This window comes from Micromonospora sp. SD19, from assembly GCF_054462275.1.
Genome location: NZ_JBTLMN010000006.1, coordinates 1 through 24465, shown reverse-complemented (window position 1 = coordinate 24465; position 24465 = coordinate 1). Strand labels below are relative to the sequence as shown.

The window sequence follows — 24465 nt, the reverse complement described above, 5'->3', positions numbered from 1 at the left end:
CCCTCGCGATCTTGCAGTTTGTGTTGCCGATTCGCACCTTTGGTCGGCTATGCGGGCGCAGTAAGTGCAAGATCGCGAGGATGGGGCGGGGTTTCTACATCATCATGCAGGGGGCTGTATTAACTTGCACGAATCGGGTCGCCCTTGTTAATCTTCGCTGCATAGTCATGCGGAGGTGGGTATGGGGATTCGAGTCGCGGTCGCCGGAGCGAGCGGGTACGCCGGGGGTGAGCTGCTGCGCCTGATCGCCGGGCACCCGGAGTTCGACCTGGTCGCTGCCACCGCCCACAGCCAGGCCGGGCACCGCGTCGACGTGGTGCACCCGCAGCTCACCGGGCTCGACCTGGTGCTCGGCACGACCGATCCGACCACCCTGGCCGACGCGGACCTGGTCTTCCTGGCCCTGCCGCACGGCGAGTCGGCGGCCCTCGCGGCGCAACTGCCGGCCGAGGTGCGGATCGTCGACCTGGGCGCCGACCACCGGCTGGCCGACCCGTACGCCTGGGCGCAGTACTACGGCGGCACGCACGCCGGGCAGTGGACCTACGGGCTGCCCGAGCTGCCCGGTCAGCGGGAGCTGATCGCCGGCTCCACCCGGGTGGCGAACACCGGCTGCTACGCCGCCGCGATCACCCTGGCGCTCGCGCCGTTGATCGCCGACGGCGCGGCCAGCCCCGCCGACGTGGTGGTCGTGGCCGCCTCCGGCACCTCGGGCGCGGGGCGGGCGGCGAAGCCGCACCTGCTGGCCAGCGAGGTGATGGGCGACCTGTCGCCGTACCGGGTCGGCACCCACCAGCACGTCCCGGAGATCAAGCAGGCCACCGGTGCGACGGGTCTGTCGTTCACCCCGGTGCTGGCGCCGATGCCGCGCGGCATCCTCGCCACTGTCACCGCGACGCCGGCGCGCGGCGTCGACCCGCAGGAGGTGCTGGCGCGGGCGTACGCGGACGCGCCGTTCGTGCACGTGCTTCCGGAGGGCCGCTGGCCGCACACCGCCGCCACGCTGGGCTCCAACTCGTGTCACCTGCAGGCCACCGTCGACGTCGACTCGGGTCGTCTGATCGTGCTGAGCGCATTGGACAACCTGGGTAAGGGCGCCGCCGGCCAGGCCGTACAGAACGCCAATCTCATGCTCGGCCTGCCGGAGACGACGGGCCTGTCGATGTGGGGAGTCACCCCTTGAGCGTCACCACCCCACGGGGGTTCCGGGCGGCCGGTGTGGCCGCCGGCCTCAAGGCCAGCGGCGGCGCGGACGTCGCACTGGTCGTCAACGACGGCCCGGACGCCGGCGTGGCCGGTGTCTTCACCACGAACCGGGTCAAGGCCGCGCCGGTGCTCTGGACGCAGCAGGTCGTGCAGGGCGGCGTGGTCCGCGCGGTGGTGCTCAACTCCGGTGGTGCCAACGCCTGCACCGGCCCGGCCGGCTTCCAGGACACCCACGCCACCGCCGAGCACACCGCCGCCGCGCTGACCTCGGTGAGCCCACGGTTGATCCTCGGCGCCGGTGAGGTCGCGGTCTGCTCGACGGGCCTGATCGGTGAGCGGCTGCCGATGCCGAAGCTGCTGCCGGGGGTCAGTTCGGCGATCCGTGGGCTGTCCCGCGACGGTGGCGTGGCCGCCGCCGAGGCGATCATGACCACGGACACCCGCTCGAAGACCACTGTGGCGCGGGGCAGCGGGTGGACTGTCGGTGGCATGGCCAAGGGCGCGGGGATGCTCGCGCCGGGGATGGCCACCATGCTCTGCGTGCTCACCACCGACGCGGTGGCAGGGCCGGCGGTGCTGGACGAGGCGCTGCGCGCGGCGACCCGGGTCACCTTCGACCGGGTCGATTCCGACGGCTGCATGTCCACCAACGACACGGTGCTGTTGCTGGCAAGTGGTGCGAGCGGCATCGAGCCGACGCCGGCCGAGCTGGCCGCCGCGGTCACCGCGGCCTGTCACGACCTGGCCCAGCAGTTGGTGGCCGACGCCGAGGGCGCGACGAAGCAGGTCGCCATCGACGTGGTCGGCGCGGCGGACGAGGACGAGGCGGTCGAGGTGGGCCGTTCGGTGGCCCGCAACAACCTGGTCAAGACGGCGCTGTTCGGCAACGACCCCAACTGGGGTCGGATCCTCGCCGCCGTCGGCACCACGGCCGCCGCGTTCGATCCGGACGAGGTGGACGTGGCGGTCAACGGGGTGTGGGTGTGCCGGGGCGGTGCCGGCGCCGAGGACCGTTCGAAGGTCGACCTGACCGGCCGGGACGTGACGATCCGGATCGACCTGCACGCGGGTACGTCGGCCGCCACCATCTGGACCAACGATCTGTCGCACGCGTACGTGCACGAGAACTCGGCGTATTCAACGTGAGCGCGAGGAACGTAGCGCAGCGGAGTCCCGCAGTCGCGAACGAAAGGCCGGCACTGTGAGCCTCAGTAGCGATCTGGCTCGTGCGCAGGCCAAGGCGGAGACGCTGATCGAAGCGCTGCCGTGGTTGGCGCGTTTCTCCGGCTCGACGGTCGTGGTCAAGTACGGCGGCAACGCGATGACCGATCCACTGTTGCAGCAGGCGTTCGCGGCCGACATGATTTTCCTGCGGTACGCGGGCCTGAAGCCCGTGGTGGTGCACGGCGGTGGTCCGCAGATCTCCGCCATGCTGGGTCGTCTCGGCATCGCCAGTGAGTTCCGTGGTGGTCTGCGGGTGACCACCGCCGAGGCGATGGACGTGGTCCGGATGGTGCTGGTCGGTCAGGTGGGCCGGGAGCTGGTGGGTTTGATCAACTCGCACGGTCCGTTCGCTGTCGGCCTGTCGGGGGAGGACGCCCGGTTGTTCACCGCGGTGCGCCGCCCGGCGTACGTGGACGGGCAGGCTGTGGACGTCGGCCAGGTCGGCGACGTCGAGTCGGTGGACGTGTCGGCGGTGACGGATCTGATCGACGCCGGCCGGATCCCGGTGATCTCGACGGTCGCGCCGGACGTCGACGGGGTGTTGCACAACCTCAACGCGGACACTGCCGCCGCCGCTCTGGCGGTCGCGTTGCGGGCCCGCAAACTGGTCGTGCTCACCGACGTGGCCGGTCTGTACGCCGACTGGCCGGACACCACCAGCCTGGTCTCCGAGATCGCCGCGGACGACCTGGCCAAGCTGCTGCCCAGCCTCGAGTCGGGGATGGTGCCGAAGATGGAGGCCTGCCTGCGGGCGGTGCGTGGGGGAGTGCCCGCCGCGCACGTCGTCGACGGTCGGGTGGCGCATTCCACGTTGCTTGAGGTGTTCACCTCGGAAGGGTTCGGAACGATGGTGGTGCCGGGAGACGGGACGGACGCGACATGAGCACGCTGGCGCAGCGGTGGAAGCAGTCCATGATGGACAACTACGGCACGCCGCCGTTGGCGTTGGTCTCCGGCGCCGGAGCGGTGGTGGTCGACGACGCGGGCCGGGAGTACCTGGACCTGGTGGGTGGCATCGCTGTCAACGCTCTCGGTCACGCCCATCCGGCGGTGGTGGCGGCGGTGTCGAAGCAGGTCGCGACCCTCGGGCACGTCTCCAACCTCTATGTGGCCGAGCCGCCGGTCGCCCTCGCCGAGCTGCTGTTGGCGCTCGCCGGCCGACCGGGGCGGGTCTTCTTCGCCAACTCGGGCGCGGAGGCGAACGAGGCGGCGTTCAAGCTGTCCCGGCGCACCGGCCGCACCCAGGTGGTGGCCACCAGGGGTGGCTTCCACGGCCGTACCATGGGTGCTCTCGCGTTGACCGGCCAACCGGCGAAGGCCGACCCGTTCCGGCCGTTGCCCGGCGAGGTGACCCACGTCGACTACGGCGATGTCGCCGCCCTCGACGCGGCCGTCTCCGACGCCACCGCGATGGTGATCCTGGAACCCGTTCAGGGTGAGAACGGCGTGCTCGTCCCGCCGGCCGGTTATCTCGCGGCGGCCCGGCGGATCACCGCCCGGCACGGCGCGCTGCTGGTCCTCGACGAGGTGCAGACCGGCATCGGGCGCACCGGGCACTGGTTCGCGCACCAGGCCGAGGGGGTGGAGCCGGACGTGGTCACCCTGGCCAAGGGGTTGGGTGGCGGGCTGCCCATCGGGGCGACGCTGGCGTTCGGCCCCGCCGCGGACCTGCTCACTCCCGGCTCGCACGGCACCACGTTCGGCGGCAACCCGGTCAGCTGCGCGGCGGCGCTCGCCGTGGTGGCGACCATCGCCAACGAGGGGCTGCTCGACAACGTCAAGCGGGTCGGTGAGCGGTTGCGTCGCGGCATCGAGGCGCTGGGCCACCCGCTGGTCGCCGGGGTACGCGGCGCCGGTCTGCTGCTCGGCGTGGTGCTCACCGCGCCGGTGGCGCCGGTGCTGGCCGAGGCCCTGCGCGAGGCCGGCTTCCTGGTCAACCCGGTGCAACCGGGTGTGGTCCGGTTGGCGCCGCCGCTGATCCTCACCGCCGCCCAGGCGGACACCTTCCTCGCGGCGCTGCCGGCCGCACTGGACGCGACCGCCCCGGCAGCGGCCGGCGCGGACACCGCACCAGCCACAGTGACCACCACGACGGGGACGACTCGATGACCCGGCACTTCCTGCGCGACGACGACCTTTCGCCCGCCGAACAGTCAGCGGTCCTCGACCTGGCGGCCCGGATGAAGGCGGACCGGTTCGGTCACCGGCCACTGGTCGGCCCCCGCTCGGTGGCGGTGCTGTTCGACAAGCAGAGCCTGCGGACTCGGATCTCGTTCGACGCCGGGATCGCCGAGCTGGGCGGGCACCCCCTCGTGGTGGACACGCAGGTCACCCACTTCGGTCGGGGTGAGTCCCTCGCGGACGCGGGGCGCGTGCTGTCCCGCTACGTCGCGGCGATCGTGCTGCGGACCCACGGTGACGAGCGGATCGCCGAGGTGGCGGCGGGGGCCAGTGTGCCCGTGGTCAACGCGCTCACCGACGGATTCCACCCGTGCCAGTTGCTGGCCGACCTGCTCACCGTCCGGGAGCGGTGCGGTGGCACGGCCGGTCGCACCCTGGCGTACGTGGGGGACGGCGCGAACAACATGGCGCAGTCGTACCTGCTGGCCGGGGCGACGGCCGGGATGCACGTGCGGATCGCCGGCCCGGCCGGGTTCGCGCCGGACGCGGCGGTGGTGCAACGGGCCGCGCGGATCGCGGCCCAGACCGGCGGGTCGGTGCGGGTGCTGACCGACCCGGTCCAGGCGGTACGCGACGCCGACGTGCTGGCCACCGACACCTGGACGTCGATGGGGCAGGAGTCCGACGGGTTGGACCGGATCACGCCGTTCCTGCCGTACCAGGTGAACAAGGAGTTGCTCGGCCAGGCCGCGCCGGACGCTATCGTGCTGCACTGCCTGCCGGCGCACCGCGGCGAGGAGATCACCGACGAGGTGCTCGACGGCCCGCAGAGCGCGGTCTTCGACCAGGCGGAGAACCGGCTGCACGCCCAGAAGGCGCTGCTGACGTTCCTGCTGGACGCCGCGACCGGGGAGTCCCGATGACCGCACCGCTGACCCGCGCGGCCCGGCACGCCCGGATCGTGGAGCTGATCCGCGACCGGGCGATCCGGTCGCAGACCGAGCTGGCCGACCTGCTCGCCGCCGACGGCGTGGGCGTCACCCAGGCCACTCTCTCGCGGGACCTGGAGGAGTTGGGCGCGGTCAAGGTGCGCGGCGGCGACGGTCCGGCCGTCTACCTGATCCCCGAGGACGGTCAGCGACCGTTGCGCGACGCCGAGGCCGCTCCGGCCCGGCTGGTACGACTGCTGCGCGAACTGCTCAACGGGGTCGACTCCAGCGGCAACATCGCCGTGCTGCGGACCCCGCCGGGCGCGGCCCAGTACCTGGCCAGCGCGTTGGACCGGGCGGGTCTGCCCGAGATCGTCGGCACCATCGCCGGCGACGACACCATCCTCGTCGTGGCCCGTGAGGCCGTCGGCGGGGCGGCGCTGGGGGAGAAGCTCGCCGGCTGGGCCCGCCGCGACGACACCATCGACGGGACCACCGCCTCATGACGCGGCGGAGCGTGAAGAGTGACCGAGCGCGGCGAGTGAGCCCCGCAGTCGCGAGCGAAAGGCAACCAGAGCAATGATGGGCGACGTGGACGACAAGAGCCTTACCGAGAACAGTGCCGCCACCAACCGGACGAGCCTCTGGGGTGGCCGGTTCGCGGGCGGCCCCGCCGAGGCGCTCGCCCGACTGTCGGTGAGCGTGCAGTTCGACTGGCGGCTGGCCCCGTACGACATCGCCGGTTCCCGGGCGCACGCCCGGGTCCTCGCCGGCGCCGGCCTGCTCGACCCGGAGGAGCTGGGCCGGATGCTGGCCGCGCTGGACGACCTGGAGGCCGCCTGCGCCTCCGGGGCGTTCCGGCCCACCATCGACGACGAGGACGTGCACACCGCGCTGGAGCGTGGCCTGCTGGAGCGCCTCGGCAGCCTCGGTGGCAAGCTGCGCGCCGGCCGGTCCCGCAACGACCAGGTCGCCACCGACCTGCGGCTCTACCTGCGGGATCACGCCCGGGGCGTGGCCAGCCGGCTGGTCGAGCTGGCGGAGGCGCTGGTGGAACAGGCCGAGCGGCACGTCGACACCGCCGCGCCGGGCATGACCCACCTCCAGCACGCTCAGCCGGTCACCTTCGGGCACTGGCTGCTGGCGCACGTGCAGCCGCTGCTGCGCGACCTGGAGCGGCTGCGTGACTGGGACCACCGGGCGGCGATCAGCCCGCTCGGCGCGGGCGCGCTGGCCGGTTCCGGGCTGCCGTTGGACCCGGTGGCGGTGGCCAAGGAGCTGGGTTTCCGGACGTCGTTCGCCAACTCGATGGACGCGGTCGCCGACCGGGACTTCGTCGCCGAGTTCCTCTTCACCACCGCGTTGATCGGGGTGCACCTGTCCCGCCTCGGCGAGGAGGTGGTGCTCTGGACCTCGCACGAGTTCGGCTGGGTGGAGCTGGACGACTCGTTCGCCACCGGCTCGTCGATCATGCCGCAGAAGAAGAACGCGGACATCGCCGAGCTGGCCCGGGGCAAGTCCGGGCGGCTGGTCGGCGGCCTGATGACAGTGCTGACCATGCTCAAGGGCCTGCCGATGACCTACGACCGGGACATGCAGGAGGACAAGGAGCCGGCCTTCGACGCGGTCGACACCCTGGAGCTGCTGCTTCCGGCCCTGGCGGGAATGATCTCCACGATGACGGTCCGGGTGGACCGCCTCGTCGCCGCCGCCCCGGTCGGTTTCTCCCTCGCCACCGAGGTCGCCGACTGGCTGGTCCGACGCAACGTGCCGTTCCGGGACGCGCACGAGATCACCGGCCAGCTGGTGGCGCTCTGCGCGGCTCGCGAGTGCGAGCTGAACGATGTCTCCGACGAGGACCTGGCCACGATCAGCGGGCACCTCGACCCGTCGGTGCGCGACGTGCTCTCGGTCCGTTCGGCTCTCGCGGCCCGGACCACCCCCGGGTCCACCGGTCCCGGCCCGGTCGCCGACCAGCTCGCCGCCGCGGCGGACCGGTTGGCCGGTTGGCGGGAGTGGGCCGCCGAGCGGGTCGTTCCGCGCTGAGCTGTGCCGTGGCGTCGGCGTCGGCCGCCGGCGCCACGGCTGGTTCAGGCCGTCGGGCGCTCCCGCTTGGGGAGCTTCGCCACCACCATGTCGTACGACGAGTCGACCGCCTCGGTCAGCTCCTCGTCGCCGATCCCGCCGTCCAGGCGCAGCGTGTTCCACCCGGACCGGCCGATGTAGGCCATCACGCTGGCGTCGCCGGGGTGTCGGTGCAGCCACTCGTCGGCGACCTCCCGGGTCGGCCCGCACTTGACGCCGACCGTCGGTTTGCCCCCGGCGCTGCCGAGGAACGCGAAGATCCGGCTGCCCACCTTCACCACCTCGTCGCCCTCCCACGGCTGGTCCAGCCATGCTCCCGGCTTCGCCAGGCAGTACGCCAGCATCTCCGCGCGCTCCATGGGTGCCTCCTCGTCGTGCGCACAGTGTGCCCGCCCGACCGCCGTCGCGGGCGCGACGTGCCGATCCGGGTGTGTGCTCAGGACGCGCCGGATCCGGCGGTCTGCTCGGACGAGCGGGCGGCGACCCGCTCGTAGCGCTGTCGGGCCGCCTGTGCGCTGCCCAACCCCAACCCGTACGCGATCGCCTGCCAGGTCAGCCCCCGGTCGCGGGCCAGTGTCAACAGGCCGGCTTCCAGGGCGTCCAGCTCGGCGCGGACGTGGGGCAGCAGGGTCAGCGCGGCGGTCAGGTCGGCGGCGTCGACCGGCTCCTCCGTCGGTTCGCGTTCGGCCCCGCCGGCGGCCAGCGCGGTGACCAGGGCGACCGCCTCCCACGGGTCCAGCACGTACGGGTGGGCCCAGCGGCCCCGCTGGGCGTCGGTGCCGGCGTGCCGCTCGGCGATCCGGTGCAACGCCTCGTGCGTGCGGTGGGCGCGGGCGCGGGCCGGGTGGGGCGCGGTGAATGGATCGTCCGTCGTCATACCCCGAGCACACATCATCAACGTCCGGTTGTCAACAGAACGTTCAAATCTCGTCGTGGGTCCGCTCGCGGCCGACCCCCGGGCGCGCATCGCCCGCTCGGCTGCCGGGTCGGCGGGATGGGTACCGTCGGGGGCATGCCCCTGCTGCCCGGTGACCGCACCAGCGACCCCGACCTGGCGGCCCTGGCTGACCTGCTCGCCGGGCCCCTGCTGCCGGCGGCGCGCGGGCTGCTGGGCTGCCGCCTGCACGCCGGCGGGGTCACCGTCCGGATCACCGAGGTCGAGGCGTACGCGGGAACCGGCGGCGATCCCGCTTCGCACGCCCATCGGGGCCGCACTCCACGCAACGCCGTGATGTTCGGCCCCGCCGGGTACGCCTACGTCTACTTCACCTACGGCATGCACTGGTGCGTCAACGTGGTCACCGGGGTCGAGGGGACGGCCACCGCCGTGCTGCTGCGCGCCGGTGAGGTGGTCGACGGGCTGGCCACCGCACGGGAGCGCCGGCCGGCCATCCGGCGGGACGTGGACCTGGCCCGGGGGCCCGCCCGGCTCTGCTCCGCGCTCGGCATCGACCGCGAGGCGTACGGCGCGTACCTGCTCGGCGACGGCCCGGTCCGGCTGCGGCCGCCGGCCCGGCCGGTGCCGCAGGAGGCGGTGGCGGCGGGTCCCCGGGTGGGCGTGACCGGCGCGCACGACCTGCCCTGGCGGTTCTGGCTGGACGGCGATCCCACGGTGAGCGCGTACCGCCGGCACGTGCCCCGCGTCCGGCGCTGAACGCGCCCGGCGGCGTGTGAGCGGCGGAGTGTGTCAGTGGGTGTGGCCATAATCACCGCACCTGCTCACCGACGGTACGGAGGACGCCATGGCAACGCTGCTCGCGATCGGCACGGCGAAGGGGTTGTTTCTCGCCACCAGCACTGACGACCGGCGCAGTTGGGAGATCACCGGTCCACACTTTCCGATGACCGGTGTCTACGCGGTGGCTATCGACACCCGCCGTCCCACCCCACGGTTGCTCGCCGGCATGACCAGCTCACACTTCGGCCCGAGTGTCGCCACCAGCGACGACCTCGGTGCTTCCTGGGACGAGCCCGACCAGGCGCCGGTCGCGTTCCCGGCCGACACCGGCGTCTCCCTCGGGCGGGTCTGGCAGTTGACGCCGGCCGGCCCCGACGAGCCGGACGTGGTCTGGGCCGGCACCGAGCCCTCGGCGTTGTTCAAGTCGACCGACGGTGGCCGCAGCTTCGAGCTGGTCCGTTCCCTCTGGGACCACCCGCACCGTCCGCAGTGGGAGGCCGGCTTCGGCGGTCAGGCCGTGCACACCGTGCTGCCCCACCCGCGTGACAGGGCTCGGCTGCTGGTCGCCATGTCCACCGGTGGGGTCTACCGCTCGGAGGACGCCGGGGCGAGCTGGACGCCGGGTAACACCGGCATCCGCGCCTACTTCATGCCCGACGAGTGGCCGGAGTTCGGCCAGTGCGTGCACAAGGTCGCCCGGGACGCCGGCAACCCCGAGCGGCTGTACGCGCAGAACCACCACGGCGTCTACCGCTCCGACGACGACGGCCGCACCTGGTCCTCGATCGCCGACGGGCTGCCCAGCGACTTCGGCTTCCCGATGGTGGCCCACCCGGGGCGTGCCGGCACGGTGTGGACCTTCCCGCTGGTGGCCGACGGGGAGCGGTTCCCGACCGATCACCGCTGTCGGGTGTTCCGCTCCGCGGACGCCGGCGGCAAGTGGGAGCCACTGTCGGTCGGGCTGCCCGAGGGGCCGTTCTATCCGGCGGTGCTGCGCGACGCGATGTGCGCCGATGACGCCAGCCCCGGCGGGGTCTACTTCGGCACCCGCTCCGGTTCGGTCTTCGCCAGCCGCGACGAGGGTGACTCCTGGTCGACGGTCGCGGCGCACCTGCCCGACGTGCTCTGCGTTCGCGCCGCGGAGGTCTGAGCATGGTCACCGTGCTGCTGCCCGGCCCGCTACGCGGCGAGGCCGGAGGTGCGAGTCGGCTGAGCGTCACCGCCGCCGGGACGCTGCGGGCGGTCCTCGACGAAATGGCCGTCGCGCACCCCCGGCTGGCTCGGCGCATCCGCGACGAGCGTGGCGAGCTGCGCCGCTACGTCAACGTCTTCGTCGACGGGGAGGACTGCCGTCACTCCGGCGGTCTGGCCACCCCGGTCAGCGACGGCGCGGAGGTGCAGGTGTTGCCCTCGGTCGCGGGCGGCTGACCGCGCCGGCACCGCCGGGCGGTGTCGACCTGGATGTCGGGTTGCGGCGAGTGACCGGCGCCACTGCGGGGCGTCCCGCCGACGGAATAGTTGCGTCGTCAAATAAGTTGTGGCCTGCGTCCGGGTACCACGACGGCACCTGGTTGACACGCGAGGAGCTGGTCATGCAGTTCGGAATCTTCACCGTCGGTGACGTCACTGTCGATCCGACCACCGGTCGGGAGCCGACCGAGCATGAGCGGATCAAGGCGATGGTCGCGATCGCGTTGAAGGCCGAGGAGGTCGGCCTGGACGTCTTCGCCACCGGCGAGCACCACAACCCGCCGTTCGTGCCGTCGTCACCGACCACCATGCTCGGCTACATCGCGGCGCGTACCGAACGCCTGCTGCTGTCCACCGCCACCACGCTGATCACCACCAACGACCCGGTGAAGATCGCCGAGGACTACGCGATGCTCCAGCACCTGTCCGGTGGCCGGGTGGACCTCATGATGGGCCGCGGCAACACCGGCCCGGTCTACCCGTGGTTCGGCAAGGACATCCGCGCCGGCATCCCCCTGGCCATCGAGAACTACGACCTGCTGCACCGGCTGTGGCGCGAGGACGTGGTCGACTGGAAGGGCAAGTACCGCACCCCGTTGCAGTCGTTCACCTCGACGCCGCGCCCGCTCGACGGCGTGCCCCCGTTCGTCTGGCACGGCTCGATCCGCAGCCCGGAGATCGCCGAGCAGGCCGCCTACTACGGTGACGGCTTCTTCGCCAACCACATCTTCTGGCCCAAGGAGCACACCCAGCGGATGATCGGGCTCTACCGCCAGCGGTTCGCGCACTACGGCCACGGCTCCGCCGACCAGGCGATCGTCGGCCTCGGCGGGCAGGTGTTCATGCGCCGCAACTCGCAGGACGCGGTCCGGGAGTTCCGGCCCTACTTCGACAACGCCCCGGTCTACGGGCACGGGCCGTCGCTGGAGGAGTTCACCCGGGAGACGCCGCTGACCGTGGGCAGCCCGCAGCAGGTCATCGACCGCACCCTCGGCTTCCGCGAGTACGTCGGTGACTACCAGCGGCAGCTGTTCCTGATGGACCACGCGGGTCTGCCGCTGAAGACCGTGCTGGAGCAGCTCGACCTGCTCGGCGAGGAGGTCGTGCCGGTGCTGCGCAAGGAGTTCGACGCGCTGCGTCCGGCGCACGTGCCGGCCGCGCCGACGCACGCCTCGCTGGTCGCCGCCGCCGGCGGCGCCAAGGACAGCACCGTGCACGCCGTCGACGACGTGACCGGCAAGGCACCGGAGGGGGCGACCCGATGACCCGCCGCAGCCTGGCCGTCATCTCGGCGGGGCTGAGTCAGCCCTCGTCGACCCGACTGCTCGCCGACCAGCTCGCCGCGGCCACCCGCGACGAGTTGGTCCGGCGCGGCTCCGAGGTGCAGCTGCACGTCGTCGACCTGCGCGAGTACGCCCACGACGTGGTGAACAACATGCTCACCGGGTTCGCACCCGCGGCGCTGCGCGAGGTCATCGACACGGTGACCGGGGCGGACGGGATCATCGCCGTCACCCCGATCTTCAGTGCCTCGTACAACGGGCTGTTCAAGTCCTTCTTCGACGTGCTGGATGCCGAGTCGCTGATCGACCGACCGGTGCTGATCGGCGCAACCGGCGGCACCGCCCGACACTCCCTCGCTCTGGAGCACGCCGTCCGCCCGATGTTCGCCTACCTCCGGTCGGTGGTGGTCCCGACCGCGGTCTTCGCCGCCCCGGAGGACTGGTCCGACGGCACCGCCGACGGCGCGCTGCGCGCGCGGATCCGGCGCGCCGCCGGGGAGTTGGCCGACCAGATCGAGCGCCGGCCACCGGCCACCGGGCCGGCCGACCCGTTCGCCCTCACCACCGACTTCCTGCAGATGCTCGGCCGGGGCGACGGCCCGACGGTCAGCTGACCGGGTGGGCGACCAGCACCGGGCAGTGCGCGTGCTGGATCGCCGCCTGACTCACCGACCCGAGCAGCAGACCGGCGAACCCGGCCCGGCCCCGGGTGCCCACGACCAGCAGCGCCGCCGCGCCGCTGGCCTCGATGAGCCCCTGGGCCGCGCCGGCCGCCCGGACCGGATGCTCCCGTACCACCAGATCGGGATGCCGGGCGCGCACCACGGCGGAGGCGTCGGCCAACAACCGCACCGCCTCGGCCTGGTGCGCGGCCTGCGACTCCTCGATCTCCTCCGGCACCGTCCGGCCGCCGTCCGCCGCAACGACGTGCACCAGCACCAGCGGCACGTCCCGCAGCGCCGCCTCGTCGGCGCCGACGCTCACGGCGAGGCCTGACGACTCGGACCCGTCGACGCCGACCAGCACCGGACCGTCCACCGGGATCGGCTGCTCGTCCGGGCGGACCACCAGCACCGGGCAGTGCGCGTGCGCCGCCACCTGCGCGCCGACCGAGCCGAGGAGCAGCCCGGCGAAGCCGCCCCGGCCACGGCTGCCCACCACGACCAGCTCCGCCCGGCGGGACTCCTCGATCAGGGTGGCGCCCGGGCCCCCGGCGACCTGACGCGCCTCGACGGCGAGGCCGGGCCACCGCTCGCCCAGCTCGGCCGCGGTGCGCTCCAGCATCTTCTGCGCCTCCTCGGAGGGCGCCGGCACGCCGATCTCGTACGGGTTGAGCGGCACGCCGTAGCCGAACGGATGCAGGTAACCGTGCACCACCAGCAGCGGCCGGGACCGGAGCTGCGCGGCCCGGGCCGCGTGCTCGGCGGCGACGAGGCTGGACGGCGATCCGTCCACACCCACCACGACAGGTCGGTTCATCGGCACTCCCTGGGTCGGTCAGGTCATTGTCGGCGTTGCCCGGCCGCCGCGCCGTGGAACGCGCCGGCCCGGACCGACCGACCGCCGCCGCCTGAGCCCGCGTCGGAGCACCCGGAGCCGGCGTCGGAGCACCGGTGCACGCCGCCCGGGCCGTGCGGTGTCAGCTCTGCCGACCCTCCTGGCGACGCCGGACGACCACCACCGGGCCGTGCGCGTGATGCAGCACCGCGTGGCTCACCGAGCCGAGCAGCATGCCGGCCAGCGCGCCCCGGCCGCGCGCCCCGACCACGGTGAGCTGCGCGGCCGCCGACTCCTCGACGAGGACCTTCGCCGGCCCGCCGTACGTGACGCGGCGCCGCACCGGCACGTCCGGGTACCGCTCGCACCAGCCGGCGAGGGCCTCGGCGAGCACCCGCTCCTCCTCGGCGGCGAGCGCTTCCACGTCGTACGCCACCGGCAGGAGGTCGCTCGGCGGGACCGGCATGATCCAGGCGTGCACGGCGAGCAGCTCGGTACCCCGCAACGAGGCCTCGTCGAAGGCGAAACCCAGCGCCTGGTCGGACCGGGGCGAGCCGTCCACCCCGACCAGGACCGGCCCGTCGGCGCGGGCCTCACCCTTGACGACGAGCACCGGGCAGTCGGCGTGGGCGGAGACCTGCACCGCGACCGAACCCATCAGCAGTCCGCCGAAGCCGCCCAGGCCCCGGCTTCCGAGCACCAGCAGCGCCGCGTCCCGGGCCTCGGCCAGGAGCACCGGCGTGGCCGCGCCGTCGACCACCGCGCCGGTGACGGCGACGTCCGGCGTGACCTTGCCGGCCTCGGTCACCGCCTCGGCGACCACCTGCTCGGCCTGTTGGCGAAGCCCGGCGTGCGGGGGAGCGCCCGGCGCCGGCGCGAGCGACACGTCGTAGAGCGGCCAGATGAACGCGTGCACCACCCGCAGCGGGCGGCCTCGCGTCCCGGCTTCCCGGGCGGCGGCCCGCACCGCCTCCAGCGCGGATGTCGAACCGTCCACGGCCACCACCACGGGGGCACCGGATCTGCTGGTCATCACGTCCTCCTTCGTTCCGTCCGTCTTCATCCTCGTCGCGCGCCGGCCCGACGATCAGGGGCGGACGGTAAGGGGGCGGGGGCCGTTGGTCCCGTCATCGCCCCGGTCGGCGTCGGTGGCCGACGATCGGGTCAGCCGCAGCACCAGCCCCGGCAGTACGCTGACCGCCGCGCAGGCCAGCAGCACGCTCGGTGCCAGCGCTTCGGTGCCGAGCAGGTCCCGCAGCGGAGCGAGCAGCACCCCACCGACCTGCAGCAGCGCCGACACCGCGACCGCGACGAGCAGGCCGGGGTTCCCGCTTCGGGCGCCCGCCGGCCGGGGTGCTCGGACGGCCAGCGCCACACCGAGTTGGGCGAGCCCGAGCACCACGAAGACCACCGACTGCCAGGGCAGCTCCCGCTGGGCGGCGAACACCCCGGCGCCGAGCACGACGGCGGCGATCAGCGCGCCGGTGAGCAGGACGTCGCGACCGAGCCCGGCGCCGAGCACCGATTCCTGCGGTGAGCGTGGTGCTCGGCGTAGCGTCCCGGGTTCGGCCGGCTCCGCGCCGAGTGCCACCCCGGGGACCCCGTGGGTCAGCAGGTTGATCCAGAGGATCTGGGCGGGCAGCAGCGGTACGGGCAGACCGAACAGCGGACCGATCAGCATCACCAGGATCTCCGCCACCCCACCGGAGAGGGCGTACCGCAGGAACCTGCGGATGTTGTCGTAGATGCGCCGGCCCTCGCCGATCGCGTTGGCCACTGTGCTCAGTTCGTCGTCGACGAGCACCAGGTCGGCCGCCTGCCGGGCGACCTCGGTGCCGCCTCCCATGGCCACCCCGATGTCGGCGCGCCGCAGCGCTGGCGCGTCGTTGACCCCGTCGCCGGTCATCGCCACCACCTCGCCGCGGGCCTGCAGACCGGCGATGATGTCGAGCTTCTGCTCCGGCTGGGTCCGGGCGAAGATCCGGGTGTCCGGGTGCGCCGCCTGGTCGTCGTCGCCGTTGGCGAGGGGGTCGCCGGCGCGCCAGAGGCCGAGACGACCACCGATCGCGGTGGCCGTGGCCGGGTGGTCTCCGGTGATCAGCAGCAGCCGTACCCCGGCGGTGTCGAAGCTGTCCGCGACCCGCGCGGCGCCCTCGCGCAGCGGGTCGCCCACGGCGACCAGTCCCATCGGTCGCAACCCGGTGGGGGAGGCGGGGTCGGGCACGGTCTCCACCAGTGCGGCGGCGACGGCGAGCACCCGCAACCCTTCGGTGGCCAACCGGTGGGCGGTGCTGGTCAGTTCGGCGATCTCCTCGTCGGTGGCGTCGAGCAGCGGTGCGCCGAGGACACTCTCCGGGGCGCCCTTGCAGACCACCAGGTAGCGCTGGTCGCAGGAGCGGTGCACGGTGACCATCCGGCGTTGCGCCTGGTCGAAGGGGTGCTCGGCGACCCGGGGCCACGCCGTGCGGGTGGCCTGCGGGTCGAGGCCACAGCGGGCGGCGAAGGCGACGAGCGCCGCTTCGAGCGGGTCACCCACCGCGCCCCACTCGGGTCGCTCGTCGTCCGGCGGCGACAGCGCGGCGTCGTTGCAGAGCAGCCCGGCCCGCGCCAGGTGGCGCAGCCCGTCCGGTACGGCCACCGCCTGCCCGTCCCGGTGCACGGTGCCGGTCGGGGCGTACCCGCTGCCGGTGACCCCGTACCGGGCGCCGTCGCCGGTGACCGCCTGCTGCACCGCCATCCGCCCCTCGGTGAGGGTGCCGGTCTTGTCGGAGGCGATCACCGTGACCGAGCCGAGAGTCTCGACCGCGTGCAGTTGACGGGGGATGGCGTGTGCGGCAGCCATCCGACGTGCGCCCAGGGCCAGGGCCAGCGTCACCACCGCCGGGAGCGACTCGGGCACCGCGGCGACCACCAGGCTCACCGCTGTGATCGCCATGTCGACAACGGGCCGGCCGCCGACCACCCCGATGGCGAAGACCAACCCGGACACTGCCACCGCGACCAGGCCGAGCACCCGACCCAGGGCGGAGAGTCGGCGTTGCAGCGGAGTGCCGGTCGGCCGGGTGCCCGCGACCAGGGCGCTGATCCGACCGAGGGCGCTCGCTGCTCCCGTGCGCAGCACGGTGCCGGTCGCCCGGCCGATGGTGACGACCGTCCCGGCCAGCGCCTCCTCACCGGCGACACGTCCGACCGTCACCGACTCGCCGGTCAGTGCGGACTCGTCCAGGTGCAGCCGGCTCGCCTCGATCAGGGACAGGTCGGCCGGGACGACGTCGCCCGCCTCGACCCGGACCAGATCACCGCGCACGATGTCGGCGGCGGGCACCACCAGTTCCCGGCCGTCGCGGACCACCCGTGCGGTGGGCGCGGCGAGTTGGTCCAGCGCGGCGATGGCGCGGTCGGCGCGTACCTCCTGCACCACGCCGATCACGGTGTTCACCAGGACGACCAGGAAGATCACCGCGGTGTCCGGGTAGTCGCCGAGCGCCGCGGTGACGGCCGCCGCGGCGAGCAGCAACGCCACCAACGGGTCGGTGAGCTGGTGCAGGACCCGTGCGGTCACCGGCTGGCGCGGTGGCGCAGCGACGGTGTTGGGGCCGGTGGCGCGCAGACGGGCGGCTGCCTCGGCCGCGTCGAGCCCCACCGACACGTCCCGGTCAACGGGGTCCACCAGGATCCCGTCCCGTCCGCCGATCGTCGTCACCAGTGACCTCCCCGTCGCTCGCGGCGGGCCACCGGCCGCCGTCGGGTCCCACCATGGCGCTGCCCGACCACCCCCGGGCAGAGGCGTTTGCACCTGTGGCGCCCGGGACCAAAGACCCGTCCGCGACATCCACCCTTGTGTGGAAGTACGTATGTACGTAGTATCGACGTATGAGCACCGTGGAAGAGCGACTCTCCGCGCTGGAGGCACAGGTCGCCGCCCTGACCGAGCACCTGACGTCGGCCCCCGCGCCGTCCGACGCGCCGCCCACGCCGGAGGGCACGTTCTGGGCCCTCGACGGCCTCAAGCAGCGCCTGCCGGCCGACGGCACCGGCGCCGTGCTCTACACCGGCACGGTTCGCGTCGCGGACCAGCACTACGACTGGCAGTACGGGCGCACCGTCGACGACCTGCTCGCCGCCGACTGGACGGAACTGGCCGGCGCACTCTCCGCGCTGGCGCACACGGTGCGGCTGCGGCTGCTACGGGAGGTCCTCGGTGGACGGCAGGGCACCGGCGAGCTGGCCGAGATCGAGGATCTGGGCACCACCGGTCAGCTGCACCACCACCTGCGCCAGCTCACCGCCGCCGGTTGGCTGCGCAGTGTCGGCCGGGGCCGCTACGCCGTGCCCGCCGAACGCGTGGTGCCGCTGCTGGCCATCCTCGCCGCCGCCGGCCGCTGACGCCGGCCCGGTCGCCGCACCGATCGTCGCGCCACCGACCCGCACAGCCCGCTCGACCGAAGGACCCCCATGCGGAGAACAGTCGTCATCGCCCTCGTCGTCGCGCTCGCCGCCAGCCTCGTCGGGGCGGCGCTGATGCCCCGCGTTCCCCGCCTCGGCGCGCAGGTCACCGGTGACGACGACCTCGCCCGCCTCGCCCGGATGGCAGTGCCCGACCCGAAGGGGCACCGCGGGCTCGCCGTCGCCCTGGTCGAGAACGGCCGGATCCGCACCGCCGGCCTGGGCGACCGGGACGCCGACGGCCAACCCGTCGAGGCCGGCACCGCGTTCGAGATCGGCTCGGTCACCAAGGTCCTCACCGGCATGCTCCTCGCCGACCAGGCCGCCGCCGGGGTCGTCCGCCCCGACGACCCTCTCGGCGCCACCTGGCCCACGGTCACCGGCCCCGCCCGCGACGTGACGCTCGCCGAGTTGGCCAGCCACCGCGCCGGGCTGCCCCGGCTCGCCCCCGACGGCATCCTGGGCTGGGCACGCATCCTCTGGTCCAACGTGTCCGGCGGCAACCCGTACGCCGGGCAGGACATCGACGCCGTCCGCAGCGCCGCCGACCGGGTCACCCCCGACGACGACGAGCGCGGCGAGGTCCACTACTCCAACCTCGGGCCGTCCGTGCTCGGCCACGCGCTCGCCGCGAGGGCCGGCGTCGCGTACTCCGATCTGCTGCGGGCGCGGCTGCTCCAACCGCTCGGCATGAACGCCACAGTGATCGCCACCCGCGCCGACGACCTGCCGTCCGGCCGCGCCCTGGGCGGCCGGGCCTCCGGCCGGCCCCTCGACACCTGGTCGGGAGTGGGGTACGCCCCGGCCGGCATCGGCCCCTGGTCCACCGCCGAGGACCTGGGCCGGCTGGCCGCCGCGACCCTCGCCGGCACCGCGCCCGGCGCCGACGCCGCCACCGCCCGGTTCCAGCGGGACGGGGACACCCGTATCGGGTACGGCTGGTTCACCACCCGACACGGTGACCACGAGGTGGTCTGGCACAACGGCGGGACCGGCGGGTTCCGGTCCTACGTCGGTTTCGAACGAGCCACCGGCAGGGCGGTGGTGGTGCTCGGCAACACCGACAAGGGCGTCGAGCCGATCGGGCTGCGGCTGCTCGGCGTACCGGAGAAGGAGGCGGGGGCGGGGACTCCGCCGGCTCCCGTCTGGATCGGCGCCGGTCTCGCGGTGGCGTTCACCTTCCTCGGCGGCCTGTCCCTGCTCGGCACCGCCCGCCGCCGCGAACTGGACCGGGTGACAGTGGTGGCGGCGGTGGTGTGGGCGTTCGCCTATCTCGGATTGGCGCACCGGATGGGCGACTGGTCGGTGGTGCCGGTCTGGTTTTGGCCGCTCGGGGTCGGGCTGTCCGCGGCGGGAGCGACACTGGCCGTGACCCGGTGGTCCGCCCTGCCGGTGGTCGACGCGCGGGTGCCGTGGCGTCGCCTGCTGTCCGTGGCCAGCTCCCTGCTAGCCGCCGTGCTGGCGGTCGCCGCCGTGAGCGACTGAGCGAGCCGCGCCGGCCCACCGTTGCGTACCCTCGGCCAATGACTTCTGATCTGCGGCTGCGCCCGGTCGGTGAGGACGACCTCGTCGAGTTCTTCCGGCACCAGCAGGACCCGGAGGCCAACCGGATGGCCGCGTTCGGCCCGAAGGACCCGTCCGACCGCCGGGAGTTCGCCGCGCACTGGGCCCGGGTGCTCACCAACCCGGCGAACCTGGTCCGCACCGTCGAGGTCGACGGCGACGTGGTCGGCTACGTGAGCGCCTTCCCGGTCGACCAGCAGACCGAGGTCAGCTACTGGATCGACCCGGCACGCTGGGGTCGGGGGCACGCCACGGCGGCCCTGGCCGCCCTGCTGCGCGAGCTGCCCCGGCCGGTGCACGCCCGCGCCGCCAAGGACAACGCCGCCTCGCTCGCGGTGCTGCGCAAGTGCGGGTTCGTGGTGGTCGGTGAAGACTCGGGGTACGCCAACGGCCGCGGCGAAGACGTCGAGGAGTGGCTGCTGGAGCTGCCCGCCGACGCTCCTGACCTGGGTGGGCACTAGTCTCGCGGCGTGAACTGGTTGGATCTCGTCGGCTGGGCCGGCTCCGCGGTGCTGGTCTGGTCGCTGCTGCAGTCGCGCGTCCTGCGACTGCGCGCGATCAACCTCGTCGGCTGCGTCGTGCTGATCGGCTACAACGCCGCGATCGAGGTTTGGCCCATGGTCGGGCTCAACGTGGTGCTCGCGGCGATCAACATCTGGTACCTGCGCGGGATGCTCGCCACCCGGCACGACGACAAGACCTACCAGGTGGTGGAGGTCGGCGTCGACGACCAGTTCCTCGCGCACACGCTGCGGGTGCACGCCGCCGACATCGCCCGGTTCAACCCCGGCTTCCACTGGGATCCGGACGCGCCCAGGCGCTCGGCGTTCCTCGTGGTCACTGCCGACGAGGTGGTCGGGGTGGTGCTGTCGCACGCCGAGGCGCCCGGCGTCGCCCAGATCGACCTGGACTACGTCACCCCGAAGTTCCGTGACTTCACCCCGGGCGAGTTCGTCTACCGGCGCAGCCACCTGTTCACCGAACGCGGCTTCCACCGGGTGGTCAGCCCGCCCCGGATGGTCGCCCCCTACTACCACCGGCTCGGCTTCCGACCGGAGGGCGACTCCTACGTCCTCGATCTCCCGGCGTCCTCGACGCCCCCTGCCCGGTAGCGTCACCGCGTCCGATTCGACGTGGCGTCGCCCGGGCAGGATTCGGCCGGCACCGGACGGGGCAAAGACAACGCCTACGCCGGGCGGGCTCGCCGACCGGCGGGTACCGCGCGTACCGGCCGGTGCCACCACCGGAGAGGGAGCGAACCGGGCGTGCAGAGTTACGGGAGCCAACTGGCCCTGGTCGGAGTCCTGGTCGTGATCAACGCGCTCTTCGCGGGCAGCGAGATGGCGTTGGTGTCGCTGCGGGACAGCCAGATCCAACGGTTGGAGCGCACCAGCCGGGGCGGGCGGGTGCTGGCCCGCCTCGCCAAGGACCCGAACCGCTTCCTGGCCACCATCCAGATCGGCATCACCCTCGCCGGCTTCCTGGCCTCCGCCGCCGCGGCGGTCTCCCTGGCCAAACCCCTGGTGCCGCTGCTCGGGGTGTTCGGCGGCGCCGCCGAGACGGTGGCGATCGTGATCGTCACCCTCGCGCTGACCTTCGTCACCCTGGTCTTCGGCGAGCTGGCGCCCAAGCGGATCGCCATGCAGGCCGCCGAACGGTGGGCGCTGCTGGTGGCCCGCCCCCTCGACCTGCTCGCCAGCCTCACCCGCCCGGCCGTCTGGGCGCTCGGCGCCACCAGCGACGTGGTGGTCCGCCTGGTCGGGCTCAACCCGAAGCACGAGCCGGAGGAGATCGGCCCGGACGAGCTGCGCGACATCGTCGCCGGCAACCACGGCTTCACCAAGGAGCAGCGCACCATCATCGCGGGCGCTGTGGAGATCGCCGACCGACGGCTGCGGGCTGTGCTCGTACCCCGGTTGCAGGTCTTCACGCTCGACAGCGGGACCACCGCGGAGGCCGCGCGGCTCGTGCTGGCCGCCACCGGGCACTCCCGGGCCCCGGTTGTGCGTCACGGCGGCCTGGACGACACGGCCGGAGTGATCCACCTGCGTGACCTGGTGGGTGTGCCCGACGACCGGCCGGTCGACGAGATCGCCCGACCGCCGATGCTGCTGCCGGACTCGCTTCCGGTGGTGGACGCGCTGCGTCAGTTCAAGGCCGAGCGTCAGCACATCGCGCTCGTCGTGGACGAGCGCGGCGCCGTCGACGGGATCGTGACGCTGGAGGACATCCTGGAGGAGATCGTCGGCGAGATCTACGACGAGACCGACCGGGACGGCTACTCGGTACGCCGCGACCCCGACGGCGCGCTGCTGCTGCCCGGCACCTTCCCGGTGCACGACCTTCCCGACATCGGCGTGGAGCTGCCGTCGCGACCGGCCGGTGACTACACCACAGTCGCCGGGCTGGTGCTGGCCCGGCTCGGGCACATCCCCACCGTCGCCGGGGAGGACGTCACGCTGGACGGTTGGGTGCTGATGGTGGCCGGCATCGACCACCGGGCGATCACCGAGGTACGGCTCAGCCGCGTACCCGAGGACACCGACGCGGACGCGGAGCCGGTGTTGGACGAGGCCCGCAGCTGACCCGTCCGGTGCGGCCGGACGCTCAGGCAGGCGAGAGGTTCTGCAGCCGGACCTGACCACGGGCGACCAGCCGCTCGTCGGCGTCGGTGATCTCCACCTGCCAGAGCTGCTGGCTGCGACCCCGGTGCACCGGGGTGCCGACGGCGGTCAGCTCGCCGTCCCGCACGGCCCGCAGGAAGTCGGTCTGGTTCGACACCCCGACCACGGTGCCCCGGTCGGCCAGCCAGAGGGCACCGCCCACGCTGGCCGCGGTCTCCACGACCGAGCAGTACACCCCGCCGTGCAGGAGGCCGAACGGCTGGTGCAGGTCCGGGCGGACCTGCCAGCTGATGACCACCCGGTCGGCGCTCGCCTCCTCGAACGTGAGGCCGAGCAGGGCGGCAAAACCACCCGTCAGATCCGGAATCTCCATGGCAAAAGCCCTCCTCGATCAACGGGGCGCAAGCCTAGCCGGGGCGGGTTGCGCCAAACCCGGTACGGGTCGGTGCCGGCGATGGGGGAGAATCGGTGACCGTGACCGACAGCAGCCTCCCGCCCCCCGGGCGGGCCTCCCTGACCGATGACCTGCTCTGGCGTGGCCTGATCCAGGACTCGACCGGCCTCGACGAGCTGCGCGAGCTGCTCGACGGTGGGAGTGCCGCCACCTATTACGTGGGCTTCGACCCCACCGCGCCGAGCCTGCACGTCGGCAACCTCATGCAGGTTCTCATGGCCCGCCGGCTGCAACTCGCCGGTCATCGCCCGTTGCTGTTGGTCGGCGGGGCCACCGGGCAGATCGGCGACCCGAAAGAGAGCGCCGAGCGGGCGCTCAACCCGACCGAGGTGATCGCCGGTTGGGTCGAGCGGATCCGCGAGCAGCTCGCGCCCTTCGTGTCGTACACCGGGGACAACGCTGCGCAGCTTGTCAACAACCTGGACTGGACCGGCGAGATGTCGATCGTCGAGTTCCTCCGCGACGTCGGCAAGCACTTCCCGGTGAACAAGATGCTCGCGCGGGAGGTGGTGCGGGCCCGACTGGAGACCGGCATCAGCTTCACCGAGTTCAGCTACCAGCTGTTGCAGGCCAACGACTTCTACGAGCTGCACCGCCGGCACGGCTGTCAGCTCCAGTTCGGCGGCTCCGACCAGTGGGGCAACATCACCGCCGGCGTCGACTACGTGCGCCGGCGGGGGGTGGGGCCGGTGCAGGCGTTCACCACGCCGCTGGTCACCAAGGCCGACGGTACGAAGTTCGGCAAGAGCGAGGGCGGCGCGGTCTGGCTCGACCCCACGATGACCAGCCCGTACGCGTTCTACCAGTTCTGGCTCAACGTGGAGGACCAGGAGGTCGACCGCTACCTGCGGTACTTCAGCTTCCGCTCCCGCGATGAGCTGGAGGAGCTGGCGAAGGCGACCGCCGAACGGCCGGCGGCCCGGTTGGCGCAGCGGGCGCTCGCCGAGGAGCTGACCACCCTGGTGCACGGCGCCGACGAGGCCCGACAGGCGATCGCCGCCAGCCAGGCGCTCTTCGGCCGCGGCTCACTGGACGACCTGGCGCCGGAGACCCTGCGCGCGGCCCTGACCGAGGCGGGCCTCGTACGCCTCACCGGCGAATTGCCGGATGTGGCGGGTCTGCTGCGGGACTCCGGCCTGGTGAACGGCCTCAAGGAGGCCCGACGGGTGATCGCCGAGGGCGGCGCCTACGTCAACAACAACCGGGTGACCGCTGTGGACGCCGTGGTGTCGCCGGCCGATCTACTGCATGGCCGATACCTGGTGCTGCGCCGGGGGAAGCGCTCGTTCGCGGGCGTTGAGCTGGGTGAATAGTCGTCTGTCGACGATGTGACGGGGGACGCGTCCGGCGGATTTGACGATCATCCCGCCGGACGCGTAACTTTCTCTCTGCCAGCGCGGAACGGACGAAACAGGCGAAAGCCTGAAACGGCCGGAGCGCGGGCCAACGGCCTGGGGGTCGGGCGGGCTTGCCCACCGGAACCCCCGACCGGGAGGTGCCACCAGAAACGCCGCGAGGCGGATTTGGCGCGGCGAAACCGACCGGGTATGGTTACGAGCCGGCGGGGAACCGGGCGGGTCGCGGGAAATCGCGACTGGCCGGCCTGTCGAATCCATGACGAGAGCGGCGCAAGCCGGTAGCGACATGGTGCCCGCGTTATCGGATGAAGCATGACGAACCGCGAAATATCGGTTTGACAGGGTGGAAACGAGCGGGTAACGTAGTAAAAGTGCCTGGCGCTGAAAGCGCCGGGACAGCGGAGCGGGAAATGCCCCGGTTGGGGTTCCACTGAGGTGGGGCTTGCGGCTGGTGTGTGGTTGTTCTTTGAGAACTCAACAGGGTGCTTGTAAAGCCAGTGCCAATTATGATTTATACCCCGGACTGG

General features: G+C 72.8%; 24 protein-coding genes. 18 read left to right on the top strand and 6 right to left on the bottom strand.

Annotated features, from left to right (window positions below):
* Positions 1 to 181 precede the first annotated feature (181 nt).
* From argC to argH, 7 genes are all read left to right on the top strand, one after another.
* On the top strand, positions 182 to 1183 hold the full coding sequence (gene argC / locus ACX27O_RS20230) for an N-acetyl-gamma-glutamyl-phosphate reductase (protein ID WP_030335725.1): 1002 nt from the start codon (positions 182 to 184) through the stop codon (positions 1181 to 1183).
* The gene (gene argJ / locus ACX27O_RS20225; protein ID WP_030335727.1) at positions 1180 to 2352 is read left to right on the top strand and encodes a bifunctional glutamate N-acetyltransferase/amino-acid acetyltransferase ArgJ; all 1173 of its coding nucleotides are present in this window, start codon (positions 1180 to 1182) and stop codon (positions 2350 to 2352) included. The genes argC and argJ overlap by 4 nt, the downstream gene beginning before the upstream one ends.
* A 55-nt stretch (positions 2353 to 2407) precedes the next feature.
* Positions 2408 to 3313, top strand: coding sequence for an acetylglutamate kinase (argB, locus tag ACX27O_RS20220; protein ID WP_210862104.1), 906 nt, complete (start codon positions 2408 to 2410; stop codon positions 3311 to 3313).
* The gene (locus ACX27O_RS20215) at positions 3310 to 4539 is read left to right on the top strand and encodes an acetylornithine transaminase (protein WP_030335731.1); all 1230 of its coding nucleotides are present in this window, start codon (positions 3310 to 3312) and stop codon (positions 4537 to 4539) included. The genes argB and ACX27O_RS20215 overlap by 4 nt, the downstream gene beginning before the upstream one ends.
* Positions 4536 to 5474: an ornithine carbamoyltransferase gene (gene argF, locus ACX27O_RS20210; RefSeq protein ID WP_210866538.1), complete on the top strand. Its 939-nt coding sequence runs from the start codon at positions 4536 to 4538 to the stop codon at positions 5472 to 5474. Before ACX27O_RS20215 ends, argF begins: the two co-directional genes overlap by 4 nt.
* Complete coding sequence (locus ACX27O_RS20205) at positions 5471 to 5986, top strand: arginine repressor (RefSeq protein WP_210863518.1); 516 nt, start codon at positions 5471 to 5473, stop codon at positions 5984 to 5986. Before argF ends, ACX27O_RS20205 begins: the two co-directional genes overlap by 4 nt.
* Before the next feature lie 76 nt (positions 5987 to 6062).
* Positions 6063 to 7526: an argininosuccinate lyase gene (gene argH / locus ACX27O_RS20200; protein WP_030335737.1), complete on the top strand. Its 1464-nt coding sequence runs from the start codon at positions 6063 to 6065 to the stop codon at positions 7524 to 7526.
* A gap of 44 nt (positions 7527 to 7570) precedes the next feature.
* Here argH and ACX27O_RS20195 read toward each other — a convergent pair whose 3' ends face one another.
* A complete protein-coding gene (locus tag ACX27O_RS20195) occupies positions 7571 to 7924 on the bottom strand; it encodes an MmcQ/YjbR family DNA-binding protein (protein WP_030335740.1) in 354 nt (117 codons plus the stop codon).
* A 77-nt stretch (positions 7925 to 8001) separates the two neighbouring features.
* The gene (locus tag ACX27O_RS20190) at positions 8002 to 8442 is read right to left on the bottom strand and encodes a hypothetical protein (protein WP_036412188.1); all 441 of its coding nucleotides are present in this window, start codon (positions 8440 to 8442) and stop codon (positions 8002 to 8004) included.
* Positions 8443 to 8577: 135 nt separating this feature from the next.
* Between ACX27O_RS20190 and ACX27O_RS20185 the strand changes: the two genes are divergently transcribed.
* From ACX27O_RS20185 to ACX27O_RS20165, 5 genes are all read left to right on the top strand, one after another.
* Positions 8578 to 9219 (top strand): DNA-3-methyladenine glycosylase, encoded by a 642-nt coding sequence (locus ACX27O_RS20185; protein WP_051708752.1) that lies wholly within the window; start codon positions 8578 to 8580, stop codon positions 9217 to 9219.
* A gap of 88 nt (positions 9220 to 9307) precedes the next feature.
* Positions 9308 to 10393: a WD40/YVTN/BNR-like repeat-containing protein gene (locus ACX27O_RS20180; protein ID WP_210861121.1), complete on the top strand. Its 1086-nt coding sequence runs from the start codon at positions 9308 to 9310 to the stop codon at positions 10391 to 10393.
* Between the two features lie 2 nt (positions 10394 to 10395).
* A complete protein-coding gene (locus tag ACX27O_RS20175; RefSeq protein ID WP_030335746.1) occupies positions 10396 to 10671 on the top strand; it encodes a ubiquitin-like small modifier protein 1 in 276 nt (91 codons plus the stop codon).
* 164 nt (positions 10672 to 10835) lie between these two features.
* Positions 10836 to 11978, top strand: a complete 1143-nt coding sequence (locus ACX27O_RS20170) for an LLM class flavin-dependent oxidoreductase (RefSeq protein WP_030335748.1) — start codon at positions 10836 to 10838, stop codon at positions 11976 to 11978.
* Positions 11975 to 12610: an FMN reductase gene (locus ACX27O_RS20165; protein ID WP_030335749.1), complete on the top strand. Its 636-nt coding sequence runs from the start codon at positions 11975 to 11977 to the stop codon at positions 12608 to 12610. Before ACX27O_RS20170 ends, ACX27O_RS20165 begins: the two co-directional genes overlap by 4 nt.
* Here ACX27O_RS20165 and ACX27O_RS20160 read toward each other — a convergent pair.
* From ACX27O_RS20160 to ACX27O_RS20150, 3 genes are all read right to left on the bottom strand, one after another.
* Positions 12603 to 13481, bottom strand: a complete 879-nt coding sequence (locus tag ACX27O_RS20160) for a universal stress protein (protein WP_458939915.1) — start codon at positions 13479 to 13481, stop codon at positions 12603 to 12605. The genes ACX27O_RS20165 and ACX27O_RS20160 overlap by 8 nt on opposite strands.
* A gap of 154 nt (positions 13482 to 13635) precedes the next feature.
* On the bottom strand, positions 13636 to 14526 hold the full coding sequence (locus ACX27O_RS20155; RefSeq protein WP_458939914.1) for a universal stress protein: 891 nt from the start codon (positions 14524 to 14526) through the stop codon (positions 13636 to 13638).
* 54 nt (positions 14527 to 14580) lie between these two features.
* A complete protein-coding gene (locus ACX27O_RS20150; protein ID WP_458939913.1) occupies positions 14581 to 17196 on the bottom strand; it encodes a cation-translocating P-type ATPase in 2616 nt (871 codons plus the stop codon).
* Between the two features lie 170 nt (positions 17197 to 17366).
* On the opposite strand from ACX27O_RS20150, the gene ACX27O_RS20145 reads away from it, so the two are divergent.
* The 5 genes from ACX27O_RS20145 to ACX27O_RS20125 all read left to right on the top strand — a co-directional run bounded on the left by ACX27O_RS20145 (position 17367) and on the right by ACX27O_RS20125 (position 22087).
* Positions 17367 to 17879 carry an ArsR/SmtB family transcription factor gene (locus ACX27O_RS20145; RefSeq protein WP_458939912.1) on the top strand — a complete coding sequence of 171 codons (513 nt, stop codon included), beginning with the start codon at positions 17367 to 17369 and terminating at the stop codon, positions 17877 to 17879.
* Positions 17880 to 17948: 69 nt separating this feature from the next.
* Positions 17949 to 19424: a serine hydrolase domain-containing protein gene (locus ACX27O_RS20140; protein ID WP_458939911.1), complete on the top strand. Its 1476-nt coding sequence runs from the start codon at positions 17949 to 17951 to the stop codon at positions 19422 to 19424.
* A 38-nt stretch (positions 19425 to 19462) separates the two neighbouring features.
* Complete coding sequence (locus ACX27O_RS20135; RefSeq protein ID WP_030335760.1) at positions 19463 to 19963, top strand: GNAT family N-acetyltransferase; 501 nt, start codon at positions 19463 to 19465, stop codon at positions 19961 to 19963.
* A gap of 9 nt (positions 19964 to 19972) precedes the next feature.
* Positions 19973 to 20614: a hypothetical protein gene (locus ACX27O_RS20130; RefSeq protein ID WP_458939910.1), complete on the top strand. Its 642-nt coding sequence runs from the start codon at positions 19973 to 19975 to the stop codon at positions 20612 to 20614.
* 153 nt (positions 20615 to 20767) lie between these two features.
* Complete coding sequence (locus tag ACX27O_RS20125; protein WP_458939909.1) at positions 20768 to 22087, top strand: hemolysin family protein; 1320 nt, start codon at positions 20768 to 20770, stop codon at positions 22085 to 22087.
* 22 nt (positions 22088 to 22109) lie between these two features.
* On the opposite strand, the gene ACX27O_RS20120 is transcribed toward ACX27O_RS20125, so the two are convergent.
* Entirely contained in the window at positions 22110 to 22499 is a 390-nt protein-coding gene (locus ACX27O_RS20120) for a PaaI family thioesterase (RefSeq protein WP_210863300.1), read from the bottom strand.
* 101 nt (positions 22500 to 22600) lie between these two features.
* Between ACX27O_RS20120 and tyrS the strand changes: the two genes are divergently transcribed.
* Positions 22601 to 23893 carry a tyrosine--tRNA ligase gene (gene tyrS / locus ACX27O_RS20115; RefSeq protein ID WP_458940012.1) on the top strand — a complete coding sequence of 431 codons (1293 nt, stop codon included), beginning with the start codon at positions 22601 to 22603 and terminating at the stop codon, positions 23891 to 23893.
* Positions 23894 to 24465 lie beyond the last annotated feature (572 nt).

Bases quoted from the DNA above. Each gene is read 5' to 3' on its own strand.
- argC (WP_030335725.1), top strand. From the start codon at position 182: ATGGGGATTCGAGTCGCGGTCGCCGGAGCGAGCGGGTACGCCGGGGGT.
- ACX27O_RS20215 (WP_030335731.1), top strand. From the start codon at position 3,310: ATGAGCACGCTGGCGCAGCGGTGGAAGCAGTCCATGATGGACAACTAC.
- argF (WP_210866538.1), top strand. From the start codon at position 4,536: ATGACCCGGCACTTCCTGCGCGACGACGACCTTTCGCCCGCCGAACAG.
- ACX27O_RS20205 (WP_210863518.1), top strand. From the start codon at position 5,471: ATGACCGCACCGCTGACCCGCGCGGCCCGGCACGCCCGGATCGTGGAG.
- argH (WP_030335737.1), top strand. From the start codon at position 6,063: ATGGGCGACGTGGACGACAAGAGCCTTACCGAGAACAGTGCCGCCACC.
- ACX27O_RS20195 (WP_030335740.1), bottom strand. From the start codon at position 7,924: ATGGAGCGCGCGGAGATGCTGGCGTACTGCCTGGCGAAGCCGGGAGCA.
- ACX27O_RS20190 (WP_036412188.1), bottom strand. From the start codon at position 8,442: ATGACGACGGACGATCCATTCACCGCGCCCCACCCGGCCCGCGCCCGC.
- ACX27O_RS20185 (WP_051708752.1), top strand. From the start codon at position 8,578: ATGCCCCTGCTGCCCGGTGACCGCACCAGCGACCCCGACCTGGCGGCC.
- ACX27O_RS20180 (WP_210861121.1), top strand. From the start codon at position 9,308: ATGGCAACGCTGCTCGCGATCGGCACGGCGAAGGGGTTGTTTCTCGCC.
- ACX27O_RS20175 (WP_030335746.1), top strand. From the start codon at position 10,396: ATGGTCACCGTGCTGCTGCCCGGCCCGCTACGCGGCGAGGCCGGAGGT.
- ACX27O_RS20170 (WP_030335748.1), top strand. From the start codon at position 10,836: ATGCAGTTCGGAATCTTCACCGTCGGTGACGTCACTGTCGATCCGACC.
- ACX27O_RS20165 (WP_030335749.1), top strand. From the start codon at position 11,975: ATGACCCGCCGCAGCCTGGCCGTCATCTCGGCGGGGCTGAGTCAGCCC.
- ACX27O_RS20155 (WP_458939914.1), bottom strand. From the start codon at position 14,526: ATGACCAGCAGATCCGGTGCCCCCGTGGTGGTGGCCGTGGACGGTTCG.
- ACX27O_RS20145 (WP_458939912.1), top strand. From the start codon at position 17,367: ATGAGCACCGTGGAAGAGCGACTCTCCGCGCTGGAGGCACAGGTCGCC.
- ACX27O_RS20140 (WP_458939911.1), top strand. From the start codon at position 17,949: ATGCGGAGAACAGTCGTCATCGCCCTCGTCGTCGCGCTCGCCGCCAGC.
- ACX27O_RS20135 (WP_030335760.1), top strand. From the start codon at position 19,463: ATGACTTCTGATCTGCGGCTGCGCCCGGTCGGTGAGGACGACCTCGTC.
- ACX27O_RS20120 (WP_210863300.1), bottom strand. From the start codon at position 22,499: ATGGAGATTCCGGATCTGACGGGTGGTTTTGCCGCCCTGCTCGGCCTC.